General features: G+C 70.5%; 26 protein-coding genes. 15 read left to right on the forward strand and 11 right to left on the reverse strand.

The genetic code is table 11. The annotated features are described in order from the left end of the window. Window positions 1-13 precede the first annotated feature (13 nt). Genes ligD through ACN6LB_RS10760 form a run of 11 tightly spaced genes read left to right on the forward strand, consistent with a single transcriptional unit; the run spans window position 14 to window position 6,615 of the window. On the forward strand, window positions 14-988 hold the full coding sequence (ligD, locus tag ACN6LB_RS10710) for a non-homologous end-joining DNA ligase (protein ID WP_445025601.1): 975 nt from the start codon (window positions 14-16) through the stop codon (window positions 986-988). A 45-nt stretch (window positions 989-1,033) separates the two neighbouring features. Further along, window positions 1,034-1,528 carry a gas vesicle protein GvpO gene (locus tag ACN6LB_RS10715; RefSeq protein WP_445025602.1) on the forward strand — a complete coding sequence of 165 codons (495 nt, stop codon included), beginning with the start codon at window positions 1,034-1,036 and terminating at the stop codon, window positions 1,526-1,528. Window positions 1,529-1,580: 52 nt separating this feature from the next. Beyond that, the gene (locus ACN6LB_RS10720; protein WP_445025603.1) at window positions 1,581-2,009 is read left to right on the forward strand and encodes a gas vesicle structural protein GvpA; all 429 of its coding nucleotides are present in this window, start codon (window positions 1,581-1,583) and stop codon (window positions 2,007-2,009) included. After that, entirely contained in the window at window positions 2,006-2,806 is an 801-nt protein-coding gene (locus ACN6LB_RS10725; protein WP_445025604.1) for a GvpL/GvpF family gas vesicle protein, read from the forward strand. Before ACN6LB_RS10720 ends, ACN6LB_RS10725 begins: the two co-directional genes overlap by 4 nt. A 3-nt stretch (window positions 2,807-2,809) precedes the next feature. Next, entirely contained in the window at window positions 2,810-3,073 is a 264-nt protein-coding gene (locus ACN6LB_RS10730) for a gas vesicle protein GvpG (protein ID WP_445025605.1), read from the forward strand. Then, entirely contained in the window at window positions 3,070-3,768 is a 699-nt protein-coding gene (locus ACN6LB_RS10735; RefSeq protein WP_445025606.1) for a DNA primase, read from the forward strand. The genes ACN6LB_RS10730 and ACN6LB_RS10735 overlap by 4 nt, the downstream gene beginning before the upstream one ends. Further along, the gene (locus tag ACN6LB_RS10740) at window positions 3,761-4,906 is read left to right on the forward strand and encodes an SRPBCC family protein (protein ID WP_445025607.1); all 1,146 of its coding nucleotides are present in this window, start codon (window positions 3,761-3,763) and stop codon (window positions 4,904-4,906) included. The genes ACN6LB_RS10735 and ACN6LB_RS10740 overlap by 8 nt, the downstream gene beginning before the upstream one ends. Beyond that, window positions 4,903-5,313, forward strand: coding sequence for a gas vesicle protein (locus ACN6LB_RS10745; protein ID WP_445025608.1), 411 nt, complete (start codon window positions 4,903-4,905; stop codon window positions 5,311-5,313). The genes ACN6LB_RS10740 and ACN6LB_RS10745 overlap by 4 nt, the downstream gene beginning before the upstream one ends. Before the next feature lie 8 nt (window positions 5,314-5,321). Further along, window positions 5,322-6,116: a GvpL/GvpF family gas vesicle protein gene (locus ACN6LB_RS10750; RefSeq protein ID WP_445025628.1), complete on the forward strand. Its 795-nt coding sequence runs from the start codon at window positions 5,322-5,324 to the stop codon at window positions 6,114-6,116. Continuing rightward, on the forward strand, window positions 6,113-6,301 hold the full coding sequence (locus tag ACN6LB_RS10755) for a gas vesicle protein (protein ID WP_445025609.1): 189 nt from the start codon (window positions 6,113-6,115) through the stop codon (window positions 6,299-6,301). Before ACN6LB_RS10750 ends, ACN6LB_RS10755 begins: the two co-directional genes overlap by 4 nt. Continuing rightward, a complete protein-coding gene (locus ACN6LB_RS10760) occupies window positions 6,298-6,615 on the forward strand; it encodes a gas vesicle protein K (RefSeq protein WP_445025610.1) in 318 nt (105 codons plus the stop codon). Before ACN6LB_RS10755 ends, ACN6LB_RS10760 begins: the two co-directional genes overlap by 4 nt. Window positions 6,616-6,617: 2 nt before the next feature. Here ACN6LB_RS10760 and ACN6LB_RS10765 read toward each other — a convergent pair whose 3' ends face one another. The 3 genes from ACN6LB_RS10765 to ACN6LB_RS10775 all read right to left on the reverse strand — a co-directional run bounded on the left by ACN6LB_RS10765 (window position 6,618) and on the right by ACN6LB_RS10775 (window position 9,259). Then, on the reverse strand, window positions 6,618-6,788 hold the full coding sequence (locus tag ACN6LB_RS10765) for a hydrophobic protein (protein ID WP_356147455.1): 171 nt from the start codon (window positions 6,786-6,788) through the stop codon (window positions 6,618-6,620). A 42-nt stretch (window positions 6,789-6,830) separates the two neighbouring features. Beyond that, window positions 6,831-7,652 (reverse strand): class I SAM-dependent methyltransferase, encoded by an 822-nt coding sequence (locus tag ACN6LB_RS10770; protein ID WP_445025611.1) that lies wholly within the window; start codon window positions 7,650-7,652, stop codon window positions 6,831-6,833. A gap of 113 nt (window positions 7,653-7,765) precedes the next feature. Beyond that, the gene (locus ACN6LB_RS10775; protein WP_445025612.1) at window positions 7,766-9,259 is read right to left on the reverse strand and encodes a bifunctional phosphatase PAP2/diacylglycerol kinase family protein; all 1,494 of its coding nucleotides are present in this window, start codon (window positions 9,257-9,259) and stop codon (window positions 7,766-7,768) included. A 90-nt stretch (window positions 9,260-9,349) separates the two neighbouring features. On the opposite strand from ACN6LB_RS10775, the gene ACN6LB_RS10780 reads away from it, so the two are divergent. Further along, window positions 9,350-10,969 carry an ABC-F family ATP-binding cassette domain-containing protein gene (locus tag ACN6LB_RS10780; RefSeq protein WP_356147446.1) on the forward strand — a complete coding sequence of 540 codons (1,620 nt, stop codon included), beginning with the start codon at window positions 9,350-9,352 and terminating at the stop codon, window positions 10,967-10,969. A gap of 224 nt (window positions 10,970-11,193) precedes the next feature. Further along, complete coding sequence (locus ACN6LB_RS10785) at window positions 11,194-11,427, forward strand: DUF6158 family protein (protein ID WP_445025613.1); 234 nt, start codon at window positions 11,194-11,196, stop codon at window positions 11,425-11,427. A gap of 176 nt (window positions 11,428-11,603) precedes the next feature. Here the strand turns inward: ACN6LB_RS10785 and ACN6LB_RS10790 are convergent, their stop codons facing one another. The 6 genes from ACN6LB_RS10790 to ACN6LB_RS10815 are packed head-to-tail and all read right to left on the reverse strand — an operon-like array spanning window position 11,604 to window position 17,350. After that, complete coding sequence (locus ACN6LB_RS10790) at window positions 11,604-13,721, reverse strand: catalase (protein WP_445025614.1); 2,118 nt, start codon at window positions 13,719-13,721, stop codon at window positions 11,604-11,606. Continuing rightward, on the reverse strand, window positions 13,718-14,263 hold the full coding sequence (locus ACN6LB_RS10795) for a type 1 glutamine amidotransferase domain-containing protein (RefSeq protein ID WP_445025615.1): 546 nt from the start codon (window positions 14,261-14,263) through the stop codon (window positions 13,718-13,720). Before ACN6LB_RS10795 ends, ACN6LB_RS10790 begins: the two co-directional genes overlap by 4 nt. A gap of 6 nt (window positions 14,264-14,269) precedes the next feature. After that, entirely contained in the window at window positions 14,270-14,950 is a 681-nt protein-coding gene (locus ACN6LB_RS10800) for a diguanylate cyclase (RefSeq protein WP_445025616.1), read from the reverse strand. Then, complete coding sequence (locus ACN6LB_RS10805; protein ID WP_445025617.1) at window positions 14,947-16,410, reverse strand: aminotransferase class I/II-fold pyridoxal phosphate-dependent enzyme; 1,464 nt, start codon at window positions 16,408-16,410, stop codon at window positions 14,947-14,949. The genes ACN6LB_RS10800 and ACN6LB_RS10805 overlap by 4 nt, the downstream gene beginning before the upstream one ends. A 14-nt stretch (window positions 16,411-16,424) precedes the next feature. Next, the gene (locus ACN6LB_RS10810; RefSeq protein WP_445025618.1) at window positions 16,425-16,865 is read right to left on the reverse strand and encodes a CBS domain-containing protein; all 441 of its coding nucleotides are present in this window, start codon (window positions 16,863-16,865) and stop codon (window positions 16,425-16,427) included. After that, complete coding sequence (locus tag ACN6LB_RS10815; protein ID WP_445025619.1) at window positions 16,850-17,350, reverse strand: DUF2795 domain-containing protein; 501 nt, start codon at window positions 17,348-17,350, stop codon at window positions 16,850-16,852. The genes ACN6LB_RS10810 and ACN6LB_RS10815 overlap by 16 nt, the downstream gene beginning before the upstream one ends. A gap of 167 nt (window positions 17,351-17,517) precedes the next feature. Between ACN6LB_RS10815 and ACN6LB_RS10820 the strand changes: the two genes are divergently transcribed. Then, complete coding sequence (locus ACN6LB_RS10820; protein WP_356147418.1) at window positions 17,518-17,676, forward strand: hypothetical protein; 159 nt, start codon at window positions 17,518-17,520, stop codon at window positions 17,674-17,676. 80 nt (window positions 17,677-17,756) lie between these two features. Here ACN6LB_RS10820 and ACN6LB_RS10825 read toward each other — a convergent pair whose 3' ends face one another. Beyond that, a complete protein-coding gene (locus ACN6LB_RS10825; protein ID WP_445025620.1) occupies window positions 17,757-19,571 on the reverse strand; it encodes a thiamine pyrophosphate-requiring protein in 1,815 nt (604 codons plus the stop codon). A gap of 242 nt (window positions 19,572-19,813) precedes the next feature. On the opposite strand from ACN6LB_RS10825, the gene ACN6LB_RS10830 reads away from it, so the two are divergent. Further along, window positions 19,814-20,608, forward strand: a complete 795-nt coding sequence (locus ACN6LB_RS10830) for an RNA polymerase sigma factor SigF (RefSeq protein WP_445025621.1) — start codon at window positions 19,814-19,816, stop codon at window positions 20,606-20,608. Window positions 20,609-20,613: 5 nt separating this feature from the next. Here the strand turns inward: ACN6LB_RS10830 and ACN6LB_RS10835 are convergent. Next, window positions 20,614-20,877, reverse strand: a 264-nt coding sequence (locus tag ACN6LB_RS10835; RefSeq protein WP_445025622.1) for a GAF domain-containing protein, incomplete at its 5' end; no start/stop codon positions are given.

Below are 20,877 nucleotides of genomic sequence, written 5' to 3' on the forward strand. Positions count from 1 at the left end.
GAGAGGAGCGACGATGAGCGGCGCGCGGACGACGGCCGGCGGCGCACGGACGATGCGGGTCGGCCGCCGCACGGTGGAGATCCACCGGCCGGAAAAGGTGCTGTTTCCCGCCGGGGACAACGGCGGCGGGGCGAAGAGCCCCGCGTACACGAAGGGCGACCTCGTGGCGTACTACCGGGCCGTCGCCCCCTTCGTGCTGCCGCATCTGCGCGACCGCCCACTGATGCTGGAACGCCACCCCGACGGGATCGGCGGACCGCAGTTCATGCAGAAGAACACCCCTGAGCACTACCCGGAGTGGATCGAGCGGGCCGAGGTGTCCAAGGAGGGCGGCACCGTCACGCACACCCTGTGCCAGGACTCCGCGACCCTCGTCCTCCTCGCCGACCAGGCCTGCCTCACCGTCCACCGCTGGCTGTCCCGGGTCGGCCGGCTCGACCACCCCGACCGCCTGGTCTTCGACCTCGACCCCTCGAGGGGCGACGACTTCCCCGTCGTACGCGAAGCCGCCCGTCTGCTGGGCGAGCTGCTCGACGAGCTGAGGCTTCCCTCAGCGCTGATGACGACCGGCTCGCGCGGTCTGCATGTCGTCGTGCCCCTCGCCGGGCGCCATGACTTCGACGTCGTGCGCGCGTTCGCCAGGGACGTCGCCGACACCCTCGCCGCCGCCCACCCCGACCGGCTCACCACGGCCGCCCGCAAGAAGGACCGCGGCGACCGGCTCTACCTCGACGTACAGCGCAACGCCTACGCCCAGACCGCCGTCGCCCCCTTCTCCGTACGGGCCCTGCCCGGCGCTCCGGTCGCCGTCCCCCTCGCCTGGGACCAGCTCGACGAACCGGACCTCGACGCACAGCGCTGGACCATCGAGAACGCCGTCGAGCAGGGCAAAGCCAACCCCTGGGCCGGACTGATGGGCAGGGGGCGGGCCCTCGGCCCGGCCCGCCGCCGGCTCGACGCACTGCGCGGCCGCCTCGCGGACAGCTGAAGGTTTGGCCGACGAGCGGTGGGCCACTCGGTGTGCGAGGTGGCCATGTCGAACACATCGAACACATCAAAGTCACGGAATTCACAGGATTCCCCCCAAAGGGAATCCCAGAAAGAGTCGGCGGAGGAATCCGAGGAGTCGCAGGAAGAATCCGAGGAGTCACCGGAAAGGTCCGGGAAGTCCCAGGAAAGGCCCCAGGAGGAGTCCTCCCGAAAGGGCGCCTCCCGGCGCAAGGGGAGCGACCGGACGAAGGAGGCGGCGGAGGACCAGCCGAGCGCCATGGAGGTGCTGCGCCAGGCGCGCAGCCAGCTCGCGGAGCTCACCGGCATGGTCGCCGAGTCCGTGTCGTCCTTCGAACGCACCGAGGACGGCTGGGCGTTGGAGATCGAGGTCCTGGAACTCGTCCGGGTCCCCGACACGATGAGCCTGCTCGCGACGTACCAGGTGGACCTGGACCCGCGGGGCGGTCTCACCGGATACCGGCGTGTCCGCCGCTACGAACGCGGCAGGGCCGACCCACACAGGCCCGGCGGCCGCTAGGCCGCCCCACCGCGCAGGTACCCGCAGACAACGAGAAGGAGGATCGGTCGGTATGACCGTTGTCCCGGCACAGCAAACCGGCGGAGGAGGCGGCACCAGCGGCCTCTACGACGTCCTGGAACTCGTTCTGGACCGAGGACTCGTCATTGACGCATTCGTCCGCGTATCCCTCGTCGGCATCGAGATCCTGAAGATCGATGTACGTGTGGTCGTCGCCAGTGTCGACACCTATCTCCGCTTCGCCGAGGCGTGCAACCGCCTCGACCTGGAGGCAGGCTCGAACAGGGACCCCGGCCTTCCCGACCTCGTGGGCGAGATCACCGAGTCCGGCGCGCGCGGCAAGTCCAAGGGCGCGCTGTCCGGCGCGGCCGAGACCATCTCGGGCGCGTTCAAGGAGGCCCGCGAGGAAGGTCAGAGCGAATCGCGCCAGCGGCCCCGCAAGTCCACGAGCGCGTCACGCAGGAAGGAGGAGCAGGAGTGAGTACGTCAGCAGAGAGCGCGTCGGGAGGAAGCACGTACGTGTACGGCATCACGGCCGCCTCGCATCCCTCGCTTCCCGAGGACATGGGCGGGGTCGGCGACCCGCCGCGCCCCGTGCGGATCCTGAAGGAGGGCGAGCTCGCCGCGATCGTCAGCGACGCCCCCGAGGGGCTGCGGCCCAAGCGCCGTGACCTGCTCGCCCACCAGAACGTGCTGAGCGAGGCAGGCGCAGGCGGGTCCGCGCTGCCCATGCGGTTCGGCAGCGTGGCGGCCGACGACGACGCCGTCACCGGGGTCCTCGCGGAACGCGCCGAGCACTACAAGGAGCGCCTCGGTGCTCTGGGCGGCAAGGTCGAGTACAACATCAAGGCCAGCCACGACGAAGAGGCCGTGCTGCACCGGGTGATGTCCGAGAACCCGGAGATCCGCAACCGCACCGAGGCCAACCGGCGGGCGGGCGGCGGCAGTTACGAGGAGCGGCTGCAGCTCGGCGAGATGGTGGCGGCCGCGGTGCAGAACCTTGAGGCCGACGACGCCCTGGAGGTGCAGCGTGCCCTGGAGCCGGCCGCCGATGCCGTGAGCATCGGTCCCGAGTCGACGGGCTGGCTGGCCAACGTGTCGTTCCTGGTGGAGCGCGGGTCGGCGGAGGTGTTCATCACCGCCGTCGAGGAACTGCGCAAGAGCCACCCGTATCTGGAACTCCGCGTCAACGGCCCGCTGCCGCCCTACAGCTTCGTCGAGCCCGGACCTTCCCAGCCCGCAGGGAGCACGGCGGGCGCCGAGAGCTTGGAGGGGTAACCCATGGGCCTGATAGGCGAGTTGCTGCTGCTGCCGTTCGCACCGGTGCGCGGCAGCCTGTGGACCATGAGACAGGTACTGGCCGAGGCCGAGCGCCAGTACTACGACCCGGCAGTGATCCGGGCCGAACTCGCCCTTCTCGAGCAGCGGCTCGAGGCGGGCGAGCTCGATGAGGAGGAATTCGACCACTTGGAGGACGAGCTCCTCGACCGACTTGAGACCAGCCTGCGCACAGGCGTGGGAGCCGACCATGGGACCACACGATGAATCGACTGGGACTGGGCCTCGCCGTAGGGGCCGGATACGTCCTCGGGCGTACGAAGAAGATGAAACTGGCGTTCGCGGTGGGCACCCTGGTGGCCGGCAAGCGGATGCAGCTCAGCCCGCGGGCGCTCGCGGATCTGGTGAGCCAGCAACTGCAGAACAACCCGCAGTTCAAGGAGATCGGCGAGCAGCTGCGCGAGGACCTGCGCGGTGTCGGTAAGGCCGCGTCCGGGGCGCTGGTGGAACGGCAGATGGAAGATATCGCCGGCCGGCTGCACGGCCGTACGGCGCAGGTGCGCGACCGGATCTCCGGCGTGGCACCGGACGTGCCGGGCCTCGGCGGGGGCGAGGACGAGGAGTCCGACGAGGCCCGCGACGAGAACCCCGAGGAGACAGAGGAGACAGAGGAAGCGGAAGACCGGTCCAGCCAGGACAAGGGGTCCCGGCCGCGCAGGAAGACCGCTGCGAAGACGGCAGCGGCGGACAGGCGCGGCGGCAGGACCGAGGCCAAGAAGACGGCGAAGAAAACCGCGTCGGCCGGCCCCGGCAAGAAGACCAGCGGGAAGACGGCCGGGAAGACGACAGCCAAGAAGACAACGGCACGCAAGACGGCCGGACGGAAGACGACCGCGGCGAAGGGCGCGGCGCGTGGCGCCGCCCGCACCGCCCGTACGGCCCGAGGAGGCGACAATGAGTGACACTCTCAAGGGGGCCGGCAGCCCGACGGGCGCGCTCGCGGGGGTCGCCCGCAGCGAGGCCGCCGACCACCTCAAGTCGGAGGTCCAGGAGTACCTCGCAGCGCAGGCCCAGCGCCTGCTGATGGGCGTCGGCCACAAGCTCGGCGAGACCACGGTCAAGCTCAACGACATCGCCGAGGGCAACAGCCCCGGCTTCGCCAAGCTCGCCCTCGACGGCGGCCGCAAGCTCGCCGACGGCAAGGGGCCGATGCGCTCCGCGCTGGAACTCGGTGCCTCGCGTGCCAAGGACAGCGTGGTCGGCGCCTTCAAGAACCTGGGCGGCAAGGGCAAGAACAAGGGCAGCGCGGGCAAGAAGCCCACCGTCATCCTCGAGTTCATCGACGTCGGGGTGCCGCTGCGTACGGCGTACGACCAGTGGACGCAGTACCAGGACTTCAGCACCTTCGCGAAGGGCGTGAAGAGCGCGAACCGCGCCGATGACACGAGCTCCGACTGGAAGCTCAAGGTCTTCTGGTCCAACCGGAGCTGGAAGGCCAAGACCACCGAGCAGGTGCCCGACGACCGGATCTCCTGGAACTCGGAGGGAGCGAAGGGCACGACGAAGGGGGTTGTCTCCTTCCACTCGCTGGCCGAGAACCTCACACGGGTGCTGCTGGTCGTCGAGTACTACCCGAAGGGCCTGTTCGAGAAGACCGGCAACATCTGGCGCGCCCAGGGCCGCCGGGCCCGGCTCGACCTCAAGAACTACGCCCGGTTCATCACGCTCAAGGGCGAGGCGGAGGACGGTTGGCGCGGCGAGATCCGCGACGGCGAGGTGGTCCGCAGCCATGACGACGCCCTCGCGGAGGAGCAGGACCAGGACCGGGACGAGGACGAGGACGAGGAGTACGAGGAGCCGAGGGGCGAGGAGGAGGAAGAAGAGGGCGAAGAGCCCCGGGACGAGGAGGAGTACGAGAAGGACGAGGACGAGGACGACGAGTACGGCGCGTACGCCGAGGAAGAGGAGGACGGCGAGGCCGGCGAGTACGCCGACGACGAGGAAGCGGAAGGAGAACCGGAAGAAGAACCGGAAGAGGACGAGGGCGCGTACGAGGAAGAGCCCGAGCGCGAGCCCGTCGGGAGTCGGGGTCGTCGATGAGCATGGCAAGCAGGCTCCCTGACACCTACGCACAGGGCGGCGGTGCCAACCTCGCCGACATCCTTGAACGGGTGCTCGACAAGGGCATCGTGATCGTGGGCGACATCCGGATCAACCTTCTCGACATCGAACTGCTCACCGTCAAGCTGCGGCTCATCGTCGTCTCCGTCGACAAGGCGAAGGAGATGGGCATCGACTGGTGGGAGGAGGATCCGGCGCTGTCGTCCCGCGCGCACCGCTCCGAACTCGCCCGGGAGAACCGGGAGTTGCGTGACAGGCTCGCCGAGCTGGAGCGCGCCGCCCCGCTGCAGCGGTCGGCGCGCGACTCCTCGGAGGAGTCATCGAGGGAGCGCTCGCGGGAGCCCTCACGTCACGCTCCCCGCGACCCCCCGAAGGAGTCCGCATGACCACGAACATGAGCGGCCTGCGTTACGTCTACGCCGTCTGCCGCCCCTTTCAGGCCACGCTGCCGGCCCAGTTGACCGGCGTCGCGGGCGTCCCGCCCAAGCTGCTGACCCACGGTGACCTGGTCGCCGTGGTCGGTACGGTCGCGGAGCAGGACTTCGCCGAAGCGCCGTTGCGGGCCCACCTGGAGGACCTGGAGTGGCTGAGCGCCACCGCCCGCGCCCACCAGGCCGTCATCGACGCCCTGACCGTCGTCACCAGCCCGCTGCCGCTGCGGCTCGCCACCGTCTTCCGGGACGACAGCGGGGTCCGCACGATGATGGAGGCGCGCGAGGAACAGTTCCAGCGCGTCCTCGACCGGCTCGACGGCCGGGTGGAATGGGGCGTCAAGGTCTACGCGGAACAAACCGGCGCCGTTTCCGCGGAAAAGCGGACGGAGATGCCCGAACCGGCCGGAAAGCCTTCCAGCGGGCGCGACTATCTGCGCCGACGCCATATGCAGAACCGGAGCCAGGAGGACATGCGGGTACAGGCCGACGAATACGCGCGCAAGCTGCACAGAACGCTTTCCGCTCACGCCGAGGGCGCGCGTGTTCACGCGCCCCAGAATGCGCAGCTGTCCCAGTCGCCGGGCGTCAATGTCCTCAACGCCGCCTACCTTGTGCCGCGCTCGGAATCCGAGGAATTCGTGGAACTCGTGGAACGTACGAAGGACGACGTGCCGGGAATACGCGTGGAACTCACCGGCCCGTGGGCCGCCTACTCCTTCAGCGGACTGGACGATGCCGGTGAGGAGGGCTCGTGACCGTCGCGGAACGCCGGGAAGTCGCGCTCGTCGACCTGCTCGACCGGCTGCTCGCGGGCGGAGTCGTCATCGCCGGGGACATCACGCTGCGGATCGCGGACGTCGACCTCGTGCGCATCGACCTGAACGCGCTCATCAGCTCCGTGAGTGCCCAGGTCCCGTCGCCGTGGGGGGAGTCGCTGTGACTGAGCCGAACGTGAACGGACTTGGCCGGACCCCGAAGGAACGCAACCGCCTGGACCTCGACCCCGACACTGTGGAGCGGGACCTGGTCAAGCTCGTCCTCACCGTCGTCGAACTGCTGCGCCAGCTGATGGAACGGCAGGCGCTGCGCCGCTTCGACACGGGCGAGCTGACCGAGGACCAGGAAGAGCGGATCGGGCTCACGCTCATGCTTCTCGAGGAGCGTATGACGGAACTGCGGGAGCGATACGGACTGCGGCCCGAGGACCTTAATCTGGACCTCGGGCCGCTCGGACCGCTACTTCCTAGGGAATAGGGCTACCACCGATACCAGCGGCCCCGGGATCCGCTCGCACTCGTACTGCGAACCAGGAATCCCAGTAGCCATACGACCAGGACGATCAGCGCTATCCACCACAGTATTTTTACTGCGAATCCGAATCCGAAAAGGACCAGCGCCAGAAGTAGAACCAGCAGGATGGGAACCATAGTGTGAACCTCCTGCATACCGTGTTTCCAGGAATACCCGGATCAGACGTCCTTTCGGCAGAGAATTTCTCCGTGCAGTACGGAGAACCAGCCGTCCTCCCGCCGCCCCCACTCCCGCCAGGCGTCCGAGACGGCCCGCAGCTCTTCCGTGGTCGCATGGCCGCCCTCGGTGGCGCGCTCCGCGTACGCCGACGCCAGAGTGCGGTCCGCCCACAGCCCGCTCCACCACGCCCGCTCCTCCTCCTTGGCGAAGGTCCAGGTGCTGGACGTGGCCGTGATGTCCGTGATCCCGGCCCGCAGGGCCCACGCCTTCAGACGCCGCCCGGCGGCCGGCTCGCCCCCGTTGGCGCGGGCGACGCGCAGATACAGGTCCTGCCAGTCGGTCATTCCCGGCAGCTCGGGATACCAGGTCATCGCCGCGTAGTCCGCGTCGCGCACGGCGATGTAGCCGCCGGGTCTGGTCACCCGGTGCATCTCGCGCAGCGCCTGCACCGGGTCGCCCACGTGCTGGAGCACCTGATGGGCGTGGACCACGCAGAACGTGTCGTCCGGGTAGTCCAGTGCGTGGACGTCCGCCACCGCGAAGTCGACGTTCTCCAGGCCGCGTTCGGTGGCCACCCCCCGCGCCTGGTCCAGGATGCCCGGCGCGTGGTCGACGGCGGTCACATGCCCGTCCGGGACCAGTGCGGCCAGGTCGGCGGTGATGGTGCCCGGGCCGCAGCCGATGTCCAGGATGCGCATGTGGGGCTTGAGTGAACCGAGCAGGTACGCCGCCGAGTTGGCGGCGGTGCGCCACACGTGCGAACGGAGCACGGACTCGTGGTGCCCGTGGGTGTAGACGGCGGTCTCCTGCGCCTTCGACATGGCCGCTCCCCTTTTTCGTCGGTACGCATCACCGTACGCGCCCATGTCGAATAATGAGATCCGTGTCTTACTATCTGGAACGGCCGGTGCAGGTCATGGGGCCTGACAAGTAGTCAGTTCAGCGGTAGTGGACGGTAGACCGTCAGTGCCTCCGGCAGCTTCTCCAGCGTCACCTCGCCCGAGACCTCCGTGACCTCGCCGTCGTACGCGAGGAGAGTGCCGGGCGCCACCCCGTCCACCCGCAGGCGGCGTACCCGTACGGCCGCGTGGGCGGGGGAGCGGGTCAGCGGCCCCGCCAGCGCCGCGGCCAGCAGCCGCACGGCGGGCTGCCCCCCGCCGTGGATGACACGCACATCGAGCAGTCCGTCCGAGAGGTCGAAGCGACGGGCCGGTGCGAGCCCCATCCGGTGATACGTCCCGTTGCCCGCGAACAGCAGCCAGAGCGGGTGGGTCCCGTCCCGGAACCGGGCCTCCAGCGGATGGTGGTCGGCGCGCAGCACACGCAGGGCCGCGAGGATCCCGGCCGGCCAGCCACCGATGCGCCGCGACCACCGCTCGCGCTCGCGCACCAGCTTCGGATAGACGCCCAGGCTGCAGGTGTTGAGGAAGCAGCCCTGCCGGGTGCCCGAGGAGAAGAGGCCCACGTCCACGCGGAGGGCGTCGCCCTGCCGGACGGCGCGGGCCAGGCCGCGGACGTCCTCCACGCCGAGGTCGAGTGCGAAGTGGTTCAGGGTGCCGCCCGGCAGGACGGCGAGGGGCAGCCCGTGGCGCAGGGCGACCTCGGCGGCGGTGTTCACCGTGCCGTCGCCGCCGCACACGCCGAGCACCCGGGCATGCGTCGCGGCCTTCTCCAACTCGTCCTTGATGTCGGCCGGTTCGCACTCGACCGTCTCCGCCAGCGGCAGGGCGTCGCGCAGGGCCCGGACGCGGTCCGAGCTGTTCGCGCCGTTGTTGGCCACCACGACGAGGCCCTCGCCCTGCGGGAGCGCGGGGGCGTCCACGCGCGGCCGGCCGGGCGGCGGGATCCGGTCGCGGGTCGGCACCATGCCCCGTACGGCATACGCGGCGCCCACACCGAGGGCCGCGCCCACGACGACGTCGCTCGGGAAGTGCACGCCGGTGTAGACGCGGGAGACGGCCACCGCGGTGGCGAGCGGTACCACCGCCGCGCTCCAGCCGCCGGACTCCAGCGCCACGCCCGTCGCGAACGCCGCCGCCGACGCGGAGTGGCCCGACGGGAACGACGTGGTGATCGGCTGCCTCGACAGCTGCCGGATCAGCGGGACCGCGTCGAGGACCGGGCGGGGTCGGCGTACCGAACGCTTACCGAGCGTGTTGATGGTGGCGGAGGCGAGGGTCAGCGACGCGAGGCCCCGCGCAGCGGCCCGGCGGCCCCGGGGGGTGCGGCTCGCGGCGAGCGCGGCCGCGGCGCCGAACCACAGCACGCCGTGGTTCGCGGTGCGGCTCAGCCGCGGAAGCAGGCGGTCGCAGCCCGGCCAGTGGCGGGTCGCCACCGCCTCGAAAAGGCGGCAGTCGGCGGCGAGGAACCGGTCCCGCAGGACGTGGTGCCCCGGCGGGCGGACGGTGAGATCGACGTCTGGGCTCATGGGAGGCGGGTACCCGGCACGGGCGGCTTCTCGCCCCCGGGCGAATACGCGTTTGCCCAGACCCCCTGGGTCCCCGGAGAATGCCTCCCCATGGGACATCTGGAAGCCGCACATCTCGAGTACTACCTTCCCGACGGGAGGGTGCTGCTCGGCGATGTGTCGTTCCGGGTGGGTGAGGGGGCCGTAGTCGCCCTGGTCGGGCCGAACGGCGCCGGCAAGACGACTCTGCTGCGCATGATCTCCGGGGAGCTGAAGCCGCACGGGGGAACCGTCACCGTGAGTGGCGGGCTCGGCGTGATGCCGCAGTTCGTCGGCTCCGTACGCGACGAGACGACCGTACGGCAGCTGCTGTGCTCGGTCGCCCCGCCCCGCATCCGTGAGGTCGCGCGGGCGGTGGACATCGCCGAGCACGCGATCATGACCGTCGACGACGAGGCCGCGCAGCTTCAGTACGCGCAGGCGCTCTCCGACTGGGCCGAGGTGCGCGGCTACGAGTCCGAGACGCTCTGGGACATCTGCACCATGGCCGCACTCGGAATCCCCTACGAGAAGGCGCAGTGGCGCGAGGTGCGCACGCTCTCCGGTGGTGAGCAGAAGCGGCTGGTGCTGGAGGCGCTGCTGCGCGGCACCGACGAGGTGCTGCTCCTGGACGAGCCGGACAACTACCTCGACGTCCCCGGGAAGCGCTGGCTGGAGGAGCGGCTCAAGGAGACCCGCAAGACCGTCCTGTTCGTGTCGCACGACCGCGAACTGCTGGCCCGTGCCGCCGAGAAGATCGTCAGCGTGGAGCCGAGTCCCACCGGCGCGGACGCCTGGGTGCACGGCGGTGGCTTCGCCACCTACCACGAGGCACGGCAGGAACGCTTCGCGCGCTTCGAGGAGTTGCGCCGCCGCTGGGACGAGAAGCACGCCCAGCTGAAGAAGCTGGTGCTGAACCTCCGTCAGGCGGCCTCCATCAGCCATGAGTTGGCGTCCCGCTACCAGGCGGCGCAGACCCGGCTGAGGAAGTTCGAGGAGGCCGGACCGCCGCCGGAGCCGCCGCGCGAGCAGGACATCACGATGCGCCTGCACGGCGGCCGTACCGGCGTAAGGGCCATCACCTGCAAGGGACTTGAGCTCACCGGACTGATGAACCCCTTCGACCTGGAGGTGTTCTACGGCGAGCGCGTCGCCGTGCTCGGCTCCAACGGCTCGGGCAAGTCGCACTTCCTGCGCCTGCTCGCCGGTGACACGGTCGCGCACACGGGGGAGTGGAAGCTCGGCGCCCGCGTCGTGCCGGGGCACTTCGCGCAGACGCACGCGCACCCGGAGCTCCAGGGCCGCACGCTGCTCGACATCCTGTGGCAGGCGCACTCCCAGGACCGCGGCGCCGCGATGTCCCGGCTGCGGCGCTACGAGCTGACCGCGCAGGCCGAGCAGCGCTTCGAGAAGCTGTCGGGCGGCCAGCAGGCCCGCTTCCAGATCCTTCTGCTGGAGCTGGAGGGCTCCACCGCCCTGCTGCTCGACGAGCCGACCGACAACCTCGACCTGGAGTCCGCGGAAGCCCTCCAGGAAGGCCTGGAGGCCTACCAGGGCACGGTCCTCGCCGTCACCCACGACCGCTGGTTCGCCCGCTCCTTCGACCGCTACCTGGTCTTCGGCTCCGACGGCCGCGTCCGGGAGACACCGGAGCCGGTGTGGGACGAGCGACGGGTGGAGCGGGCCCGGTAGACAGTGCTCGGCCAGGTTCGTGTTCGCCCGGTGACAGCATGTTCGTATGGCGTACCGCGAGCCGGTCCGGCGCCCCGCGAGGCGAGGCCCGCGGGCCCGGATGTTCGTACAGTGGGGGGAGGAAGGCCGGATCCACGGCTTTCCTCCCGGATGCCGTTCGGGGAATCGGGTCCCGGGTGGGTACCCGGACCGCAGCGAAGGACCACGACGAGCGGGGTGCCACCATGAACGGAGTCGACCCGGGCCGTCTGGACGACCAGCAGCTGATGAAAGAGCTGGAGACGATCCACCGCACGCGCCACGACACGCTGTTGCACGGTTCCAACGACGCGCTGCACACCCACAACGAGCGCATGGCCCAGCTCGAGGGCGAGTATCTGCGCCGCAATCCGCGCCGCCCCGTCACAGCCGCACGCACGCGTGAGGGAGCGCGGGACCGGGCACCGGGCGGAGCCTGACCGGTAGGGAACGCCCGGCGCGTCGCCGGGCGCGCGGACGCCTGTTCACGACACCGGGGCCGCCGCCCGGAGCGGACGCGTGCAGACGGAGCTGCACTGCCTGCTCGGACGGCGGCCCTGACGCCTGCCACCTGGTGCTCTACCCGCCGAGTGCCTGCCGGGTCGACCGGTGTCGATCAGCACCGCACCGGCGGCCGCTGCCAGAACCGGTGCTCCGCGATCGCCCCCACGAACGCCCGCAGGAACTCCTCGCTCGCGGCGCCCGGCGAGGTGTCCGTGACCACACCGTGGTCGGCGACCACCGTGTGGAACTCGGTGGACAGCCGCAGCCCCTCCGGCTCCAGCGCGGAGACGATCCCCACGCCCGAACCGATCGCACCGACCGGCTTGCCGTGCCGGTAGGCGTCACGCAGGAGACGCATCGCGTCCTGGTCGCCCGCGGTCGACGGGGTGTCGGTGGGCCCGCCGGGCAGCAGCACCGCGTCGTAGAGCACCGACGCCACAGTGGGCAGGGCACGGTCCACCATGTACTGCTCGCCGTCGGAGCCCTGCACGGTGCCGTCCCGGGCCGCGAGCGCCTCCACGATCGCCCCCTCGGCGGCCAGCGCCTCGCGCACCGAGGTCACCTGCTCGGCGTCCACGCCGTCGGCGACCAGGACCGCGATCTGCCGGGTGCGGATCGAGCCGTCGCCGCGCAGGGATTCGAGGCTGAGTGCGGGAGAGGCGGATTTGTACGTCCCCGGCGCGGTCCCGTCCGGCTCCGGCACCCCGATGCCGCGGGCCACCTCTGCCGCCAACTCACCGTCCACCTTGGTCAGTTGCTCGACCGTGCGGGCCCTCACCGTCCGCGCCTCGACCTTGCCGAGCTCGAACCGGAAGGCCGCCACGATGTGCTGCTTCTCCCAGTCGGCCATGCTGTTCCAGAACAACGCGACCTGGCTGTAGTGGTCCTTGAAGCTCTCGCTGCGCTTGCGGATCTTGGCGCCGTCGACGCGTTCCGCGTAGTGGGTGTACGCCTGTCCGTCGACGCCCGCGTGGGCGGGGCAGCCGCCGCCGAGGGAGTTCGGGAAGTAGTTCGTGCCCTTGTGGACGGCGCTCTGGTGGTAGCCGTCGCGCTGGTTGGTGCGCACGGGCGCGAGCGGTCGGTTGACGGGGATCTGCGTGAAGTTGGGTCCGCCCAGCCGGATCAACTGGGTGTCCAGATAGGAGAAGTTGCGGGCCTGGAGCAGCGGGTCGTTGGTGAAGTCGATGCCCGGCACGACGTTGGCGGTGTGGAAGGCGACCTGCTCGGTCTCGGCGAAGAAGTTCTCCGGGTTGCGGTCGAGGACCATCCGGCCGATCGGCCGCACCGGCACCTGCTCCTCCGGGATGATCTTCGTGGCGTCCAGCAGATCGAAGTCGAAGGCGAACTCATCCTCCTCCGGGACGAGTTGGACGCCCAGCTCCCACTCCGGGTACTCGCCCGCCTCGATCGCGTCCCACAGGTCACCCCGGTTGAAGTCCGGGTTGCGGCCCTGGCACTCCTGCGCCTCGTCCCACACCAGCGAGTGCACGCCCAGCTTCGGCTTCCAGTGGAACTTCACGAACGTGCCGCGCCCCTCGGCGTTCACGAACCGGAAGGTGTGCACGCCGAAGCCCTGCATCATGCGGTAACTGCGCGGGATCGCCCGGTCCGACATCAGCCACATGATCGCGTGCAGCGTCTCCGGCTGGAGCGACACGAAGTCCCACAGGGTGTCGTGGGCGGACGCGCCGGTCGGGATGTCGTTGTGCGGCTCCGGTTTGACGGCATGCACGAAGTCGGGGAACTTGATGCCGTCCTGGATGAAGAAGACGGGGAAGTTGTTCCCGACCAGGTCGTAATTGCCCTCCGACGTATAGAACTTGGTGGCGAAGCCGCGCACGTCCCGCACCGTGTCCGCAGACCCCCTCGGCCCCTGCACGGTCGAGAACCGTACGAAGACCGGGGTACGCACGGTCGGGTCCTGGAGGAAGGCGGCGCGGGTGAACTCCGCACAGGACTCGTACGGTTCGAAGTAGCCGTACGCGCCCGCGCCCCGCGCGTGCACCACCCGCTCCGGGATCCGCTCATGGTCGAAGTGGGTGAGCTTCTCGCGGAAGTGGAAGTCCTCCATGAGCGTGGGCCCGCGCTCGCCCGCGGCCAGCGAGTCGTCGGTGTGGTCGACCGTCACGCCCTGGTCGGTGGTGAGCGGACCGCCCGCGGGGTCGTCCGCGCGAAACGCCTCCCGCTGCTGCTGCTTGCGGTCGCCGGTGTCCGCCGTCTCGTCGCTCATCGGGCGGCCTCCTTGGTGAACACGTCGAGGAACGCCTCGCAGAACGCCTTCAGATCGTCCGGCTTGCGGCTGGTGACCAGCTTGTTCGGGCCGTGGTCGCAGATCTTCACCTGCTCGTCGACCCAGGTGCCGCCGGCGTTGCGGATGTCGGTCCGCAGGCTCGGCCACGAGGTCAGCACCCGGCCGCGCACGACGTCGGCCTCGACCAGCGTCCACGGGGCATGGCAGATCGCGGCGACCGGCAGCCCCCGTTCGAAGAAGTCCTGGACGAAGGAGACGGCCCGCTCGTCCGTGCGCAGGAAGTCCGGGTTGGCGACACCGCCGGGCAGCACCAGCCCGCCGAAGGACTCCGCCGGGACCTCGCCCACGACCTCCTGCACGGCGAACGTGTCCCCCTTGTCCAGGTGGTCGAACGCCTGCACCTCACCGGGCTTCGTCGACACGAGCACGGGTTCGTGACCCGCGTCGGCCGCCGCCTGCCAGGGATCGGTCAGCTCGATCTGCTCGACGCCCTCCGGCGCCGTCAGGAATGCGATCCGCATGGGCGATCAGTCTCCTTTCCCGGCCGACCAGGCGGCCTCGTCGGCCCCGGCCTGCCACGTGGCTTCGTCCCTCGCCTGCTTCCTGCGGGCCCGCGCAGCCCGGCCGCAGCGCAGCAGTTCCTCGCCGTGGGGCAGCAGCACACAGGTGCCGATCGCCGCGGCGATCCCCGCGAGACAGCCGCGCGACAGCTGCGGCCGCCGCGGCACCAGCCGCCACGCGCCCGGATCCGAACCGCCGCCCCTGGCAAGGGACTTGACCTGGTCGGAGTGCAGGCACATCAGCGCGGCGAGGGCCGCGAAGGGCGGGGATTCCAGGAAGCTGTGGATGTGCTGTTCGATCGGCTTGACCTCGCGCTCGCTGTGCACGGCGGTGCGCACGTCCCACAGCGCGGTGGCCTCGTGCACGGCCGCGCCGCCCGACTGCACCGACAGCAGCAGGGGGTTGACCTCGTAGCGCAGCGTCAGTGCGATGGGGATGCCCACCTCGGTCATCATCAGCGCGTGGATCAGCGACTCCTTCGTGCCGGAGGTGTCCTCGATCCGGGTGCGCCGGTGCATCACCCGGTCGGCCAGGCCCGGCACGGACCAGCTCGGCAGCAGCCCGTACAGCAGATAGCGGGCCGTGGTGTCGCCCACGTCGACGGTGACGCCCGTGGCGCTGATCGCGGCGGCCCGGTCGCGCGTCACTCCGCCACCACCCGGACCGTGCGCAGGGACTGGTCGGAGGCGTCGGGCACGTACATCCCGGCCTCCACACCTGTCCGCAGGAACTCCGCGGCCTCGCGGCTGATCCGCTCGCCCGGGCAGAACACCGGTACGCCGGGTGGATACGGGCTCGCGGGCTCGGCGGCGATCCGGCCGGCCGCCTCCTCGACGGGCACCTGCTCGACCGGTCCGAAGAAGGCGTCGCGGGGCAGCATCACGGTTTCGAGTTGCAGTCCCTCGGGGGTCGGCAGCCTCACGGCCGCCGGCGGGGGCAGCGCGGAGCGCTGTTTCACGAGTTCGGTCAGGGCATCGAGCAGGACCACGCAGCTCTCCTCGGTGTCGGCGTGGGTGAGTTGGGCGACGATGCGGCGGTGGTCGGCGAGCCCCACGTCGACCTGACGGTGGTTGCGCAGCCATTCGGCGGCCGCGTAGCCACTCGTACCGAGGTCCGAGACGTCGATCACGACGAGCAACGGGTCGTACGCGAACGACCGGTCGGGGCCGACGAGTTCGGGCTCCTCCAGCGGAGCGAGGCCCGTGAGGCCCGCCACCTCCTCGCGCAGTCGCCACGCCAACTTGAGTGCGTGGCCCAGGAGTTCGTGGCCGTCCCGCACCATCTGCCGCCGCCAGCCGTCCAGGGCCGCCCACATCAGGACCGACGGGCTGGTGGTGTTGAGCAGGTCGGCGCGGAGCGTGAGCACCGCAGGGTCGACGAGGTCACCGCGCAGATGGAACACGGAGCCCTGCTCCAGGCCGGAGCCCATCTTGTGCACCGAGGTGACGCACAGGTCGGCGCCCGCGTCCATCGCCCAGCTCGGCAGGTCCTCGTGGAAGGGCAGATGGGCGCCCCATGCCTCGTCCACGATCAGTGGCCTGTCGTGGTCGTGGCACACCTGGGCGATCCCGCGGATGTCGGCGCACATGCCGTACGCGGTGGGCGTGACGAGCAGCATGCCCTTGGCGTCGGGCGCCCGCCCGAAGGCCTCGGCCACCGCGTCGGGCCCCGGTGGGTGGGTGAGATGCCGTGCGGCGTCGTAGCGCGGCTTCACCCACACCGGTTCGATCCCGGCCAGGATCAGGCCCGCGATCACCGACTTGTGGGCGTTGCGCGCGACCAGCAGTTTCTCGCCCGGCCCCGCGACCGCCAGCATGGCCGCCTTGACCGACAGCGAGCTGCCGCAGGTCGAGAAGTAGGTACGGTCCGCGTCCACCGCGTCCGCCATCAACTCCTCGGCGTGCTCAAGGAATCGGCCGGACATCCGCCGGTCGTCGAGTCCGTTGAGGGCCAGTACGTCGGAGGCGAACACGTCGGCGCCCAGGGTCAGGGCCACCCGTGTGTCGACCCCGGTGCCGCCCTTGTGGCCCGGTGGTGAGTAGGCGTGCCGACCCGAGCGGTGGTACGTCTCCAGCGCTTCCAGGACGGGGGCTCGCGCATGGGCCATGTCGGATTCCTCCCTCACGGGGGAGCGGCGCCCGGCCAGCTGTCCGGCTCGGCGCGGCTGATGTCGGCGAGCGCCGAACCCGGGTCCCGCGCGAGCGCCAGGTCTCCGAGACTGACCATGCCCACGGGGCGTCCGTTCTCGACGACGGGCAGTCGGCGCACCGAGTGCTCGCGCATCAGCTCCACCGCGGTGGCCACCTCGTCGTCCGGGGAGACGACCACGGGGCGGGGGGTGCACACGGCCTGGGCGCTCACGGTCAGCGGGTCGACGCCGTCGGCGACGGCCCGCAGGGCTATGTCACGGTCGGTGAGCACCCCGATGACCTGGTGCTCGCCGGCAACCAGGACGTCGCCGACGTCCTGGGCGCGCATGAGCTGTGCGGCTTCGACGAGCGAGGCGTCCGGCCGTACGGCGACGACGCCTGGCGTCATGACTTCCCTCACGAACTCAGCCATGGCTGTGGACCCTTCCTGCGTTCCCCGTCGTGGGGGGTGGGGGTGCATCGGGGTGGTGTCGGCCGCAGTACCCCTGAGCCCTGTGCCCATGCGTGGTCACCGGGTGCTCCGGTGGTGCCGACGACCGCCTCGGCCAGTTCCTGCACCGTGGCGTAGCGCGCCTCGCGCGGCAGTCCCTCCAGGGCTTCGACGAGCCCGTCCGGCGCGTACTTGTCGCGCAGGATGCCGATCAGCTCGCGGCGCCCCGCGGGGAACGTCGTACGGCCCAGGATTCGCGCCAGTTCGAAGCGCACCGTCTCCAGCGAGGCGGGTGAGCGCATCGGTGCCACGGGGCCGCCCGCGATCTCGGGATCGTCGTCGGCGGCCGGTTCCGGATCGTGCCACTCCTCGGCCCGGGTGGGATGCCCGGACCTCAGCAGGCCTTGCAGTTCGTGCTTCATCTCGTCGTCGCGGTGGACGTTCAGCCGGTCACTGCCTCGTTCCATGACTCCTTGACTCCTCCAGATCTTCGCGGGTGGCCACCGCGTACCCGTGCGACGGGGATCGACACGGGGGCGCGGCGCGGGGTTTGTCCGCGTGCCGCGGGGAGACCCGGCCGAGACCCCCTGCAAACACCCCCCGCATCCGTGTTCCTCCTGGGGAAGGACAGGCCATGGCGGTTCTGGCGCTCGTGGCGGCACTCCTGGTGATCGTGCCGATCGTGATGATCGGCTTCGTGCTGGCACTGGGCCGGTACGAGGAACTGTTGCTGCCGGCCGTCCAGGAGCCCGATGGCCCCGAGCACACCGATGGGGCCGTACTGGGTCACTGAACGGAGGCGGCGTCGCGGGGCGGCGCGACACGGCCCCGGGGACGCATGGTGTGTCCCCGGGGCCGCCGCCTGCCCGGACGCTACTTCTTCCTGTCGTGATCGGGCCGGTCGTGGCCCGGCAGGAACTCCTGGACCTTCGCCTTGAATCCCTGGCGGACCATCGAGAGCCGGTCGGCGTCCCCCTTCAGGATCGACGCCGCGGTGGCCTCCATCTGCTCCCAGGTGGCGTGCGGCGGGATCGGCGGGACCGCCGGATCGGTGAGGAACTCCAGCACCGCGGGACCGTCGGCCTCCAGACCGGCGCGCCAGGCCGCCTCCACGTCCTGCGGCTTCTCGACCCGGATGCCGGTCAGACCGAGGGAGCGGGCGAAAGCGGCGTACTGCACGTCGGGAAGCTCCTGCGAGGGCAGAAACGCGGGGGCGCCCCCCATGGCGCGCATCTCCCAGGTGACCTGGTTGAGGTCACGGTTGTTCCAGACGGCCACGACGAGTCGCGGATCCTCCCAGCGGTCCCGGTACTTCGCCGCCGTGATCAGCTCGGCGAGCCCGTTCATCTGCATCGCCCCGTCCCCGACGAGCGCGATCGCGGGCCGGTCCGGATGCGCGAACTTCGCACCGATCGCGTACGGCACCGCGCAGCCCATCGTCGCCAGCGTCCCCGACAGCGACGACCGCATGCCCGGCCGCATCGTCAGATGGCGTGCGTACCAGTTGGCCGTCGAGCCCGAGTCGGACGTGACGATCGCGTTGTCCGGCAGCAGCGGGTCGAGCGCCCGGGCCACGTACTCCGGGTTGATCGGGTCGGCCGACAGCTCGGCGCGCCGCCCCATCAGCTCGCGCCAGCGCGCCACGTTGGCGCACACCGTGTCGTACCACTCCCGACCCCGCGGCTCCCCGTCGATCATCGGGATCAGCCGCTCCAGGGTGGCCTTCGCGTCGCCGACGAGATTCACCTCGTACGGATAGCGCATCCCGACCATGTGCGGATCGATGTCGATCTGCACGGCCCGCGCCTTTCCGAAGTCCGGCAGGAACTGCGCGTAGGGGAAGGAGGAGCCGATGGTCAGCAGGGTGTCGCAGTCGCGCATCAGCTCGTACGACGACCGGGTGCCCAGCAGCCCGATCGCCCCGGTGACGTACGGGAGTTCGTCGCTCAGCGCGTCCTTGCCCAGCAGCGCCTTGGCGACGCCCGCGCCCAGCAGCTCGGCGATCCGCTCGACCTCCTGACGGGCGCCGGCCGCGCCCTGGCCGACCAGAACGGCCACCTTGTCGCCGGAGTTGAGGATCTCGGCGGCCCGCTCCAGGGACTCCTGGGAGGGAATGGCGGTCCACGCGCTGCGGTCCAGGCTGGAGGGCACCATCTTGAACTCGTGGGTGGGCGGCGTGTAGTCGAGTTCCTGCACGTCACCGGGGATGATGACCGCCGTGGGGGCGCGGCGTGCGTAGGCGGTGCGGATCGCCCGGTCCAGGACGTTCGGCAGCTGCTCGGGAACGGTCACCGTCTCCACGAAGTCCGAGGCGACGTCCTTGAACAAGGTGTGCAGGTCCACCTCCTGCTGGTACGAGCCGCCCATCGCGGTGCGGTGCGTCTGGCCCACGATCGCGAGGACCGGCACATGGTCCAGTTTCGCGTCGTACAGGCCGTTGAGGAGGTGGATCGCCCCCGGCCCCGACGTCGCCACGCACACGCCGAGGCCGCCACCGAACTTGGCGTAGCCGACCGCCTCGAACGCCGACATCTCCTCGTGCCGCGACTGGACGAAACGCGGCCGGTCCTCGGCCCGCCCCCAGGCCGCGAGGAGCCCGTTGATGCCGTCACCCGGATAGCCGAAGACCTGCTCCACACCCCATTCGCTCAGGCGGTGCAGGACATGGTCGGCGACCTTGGTGCTCATGGAGACCTCCGCAGGGCTGGGCGAATCGGCAGCACCTTGCCGAGTCACCCTCCCCGCGCCGGGAAAACATCCCCCGTGTTTGCCCCGAGGGGACCGGGGCAGGCGCATGTCAGTGCTTCGGACAGGAGGCACGTCCGTGGGAACGGCGAACCGTCGCCACGGGTGTGCGGATCCTGTGCACCCGTCTGCTCCCACGGTGACTGTCCCACTCAAGGCACCGACACAGGGAGTTGCGACGCATCATGCGCACGCACACAACCGCGAGGCACCACCCGCACGACGACGCCCCCGACACGGCCGAGGCCTTCCGCCAACTCGCCAAGCTGCCTCCGGGACAGCAGCGCGACACGCTCCGCGAGCAGATCGTCGAGGCCTGGCTGCCCATGTCCGAACGACTCGCAGGCCGCTTCCGCAGCCGCGGGGAGAGCTTCGACGACCTGCGCCAGGTCGCGGCCCTCGGCCTGGTCAAGGCCGTCGACCGCTACGACCCCGAGCGCGGCAACGCCTTCGAGAGCTACGCCGTACCCACCGTGACCGGTGAGATCAAACGCCACTTCCGCGACCACATGTGGACCCTGCACGTACCGCGCCGGGTCCAGGACCTGCGCAACCGCGTGCGGTTCGCGGCCCAGGACCTCTCCCAGACCGTGTCCGGACGCAGGCCCACCGTCGCCGAGATCGCCAAGCACGCCAACATGAGCGAGGAGGACGTGAAGGTGGGCCTTGAGGCCCTGGAGAGCTTCACCGCGCTGTCGCTCGACGCCGAACTCCCGGGCAGCGAGGACGGGTACTCGCTCAGCGACGCGCTGGGCTCACCCGACCCGGCCCTCGACACCGTCATCGACCGCGAAGCCGTCAAGCCGAAGCTGCGCGACCTGCCCGAACGCGAGCGCGACATCCTTTACATGCGCTTCTTCGGCGACATGACGCAGAGCAGCATCGCCGAGGAGCTCGGCATCTCCCAGATGCACGTCTCACGCCTGATCAGCCGCTGCTGCAACCGGCTGCGCGAACAGGTCATGCGCGACGCGGCGTAGGCCGCTCACCCGGTGCGCGCCATCGCCAGCGCGATGTGCCGGGACATCATGTCCATCGCCTGCGCCTCGGCCATCGCGAACGCCGGCCGGGCCCCGCTCCGGAACAGGGTGAGCACCCCCCGGACGGGGCCGGACGGGACGGCCAGCGGCACGCAGAGCAGGGACGTCACATTCGCGCGTACGAGGACCGGGGCGCCCGAGGCGTCACGGCCGAAGGCCTCCGGGTCCTCCGGGCGCACCTGAAGGGCCGTGGCCCCGCCGCGTGCCGC

The organism is Streptomyces sp. SAS_270 (assembly GCF_052543295.1).

Bases quoted from the DNA above. Each gene is read 5' to 3' on its own strand.
- ligD (WP_445025601.1), top strand. From the start codon at position 14: ATGAGCGGCGCGCGGACGACGGCCGGCGGCGCACGGACGATGCGGGTC.
- ACN6LB_RS10815 (WP_445025619.1), bottom strand. From the start codon at position 17,350: ATGGAACGAGGCAGTGACCGGCTGAACGTCCACCGCGACGACGAGATG.
- ACN6LB_RS10770 (WP_445025611.1), bottom strand. From the start codon at position 7,652: ATGTCGAAGGCGCAGGAGACCGCCGTCTACACCCACGGGCACCACGAG.
- ACN6LB_RS10780 (WP_356147446.1), top strand. From the start codon at position 9,350: ATGGGACATCTGGAAGCCGCACATCTCGAGTACTACCTTCCCGACGGG.
- ACN6LB_RS10820 (WP_356147418.1), top strand. From the start codon at position 17,518: ATGGCGGTTCTGGCGCTCGTGGCGGCACTCCTGGTGATCGTGCCGATC.
- ACN6LB_RS10785 (WP_445025613.1), top strand. From the start codon at position 11,194: ATGAACGGAGTCGACCCGGGCCGTCTGGACGACCAGCAGCTGATGAAA.
- ACN6LB_RS10790 (WP_445025614.1), bottom strand. From the start codon at position 13,721: ATGAGCGACGAGACGGCGGACACCGGCGACCGCAAGCAGCAGCAGCGG.
- ACN6LB_RS10715 (WP_445025602.1), top strand. From the start codon at position 1,034: ATGTCGAACACATCGAACACATCAAAGTCACGGAATTCACAGGATTCC.
- ACN6LB_RS10745 (WP_445025608.1), top strand. From the start codon at position 4,903: ATGAGCATGGCAAGCAGGCTCCCTGACACCTACGCACAGGGCGGCGGT.
- ACN6LB_RS10730 (WP_445025605.1), top strand. From the start codon at position 2,810: ATGGGCCTGATAGGCGAGTTGCTGCTGCTGCCGTTCGCACCGGTGCGC.
- ACN6LB_RS10735 (WP_445025606.1), top strand. From the start codon at position 3,070: ATGAATCGACTGGGACTGGGCCTCGCCGTAGGGGCCGGATACGTCCTC.
- ACN6LB_RS10795 (WP_445025615.1), bottom strand. From the start codon at position 14,263: ATGCGGATCGCATTCCTGACGGCGCCGGAGGGCGTCGAGCAGATCGAG.
- ACN6LB_RS10775 (WP_445025612.1), bottom strand. From the start codon at position 9,259: ATGAGCCCAGACGTCGATCTCACCGTCCGCCCGCCGGGGCACCACGTC.
- ACN6LB_RS10810 (WP_445025618.1), bottom strand. From the start codon at position 16,865: ATGGCTGAGTTCGTGAGGGAAGTCATGACGCCAGGCGTCGTCGCCGTA.
- ACN6LB_RS10740 (WP_445025607.1), top strand. From the start codon at position 3,761: ATGAGTGACACTCTCAAGGGGGCCGGCAGCCCGACGGGCGCGCTCGCG.
- ACN6LB_RS10830 (WP_445025621.1), top strand. From the start codon at position 19,814: ATGCGCACGCACACAACCGCGAGGCACCACCCGCACGACGACGCCCCC.
- ACN6LB_RS10825 (WP_445025620.1), bottom strand. From the start codon at position 19,571: ATGAGCACCAAGGTCGCCGACCATGTCCTGCACCGCCTGAGCGAATGG.
- ACN6LB_RS10750 (WP_445025628.1), top strand. From the start codon at position 5,322: ATGAGCGGCCTGCGTTACGTCTACGCCGTCTGCCGCCCCTTTCAGGCC.
- ACN6LB_RS10765 (WP_356147455.1), bottom strand. From the start codon at position 6,788: ATGGTTCCCATCCTGCTGGTTCTACTTCTGGCGCTGGTCCTTTTCGGA.
- ACN6LB_RS10720 (WP_445025603.1), top strand. From the start codon at position 1,581: ATGACCGTTGTCCCGGCACAGCAAACCGGCGGAGGAGGCGGCACCAGC.
- ACN6LB_RS10805 (WP_445025617.1), bottom strand. From the start codon at position 16,410: ATGGCCCATGCGCGAGCCCCCGTCCTGGAAGCGCTGGAGACGTACCAC.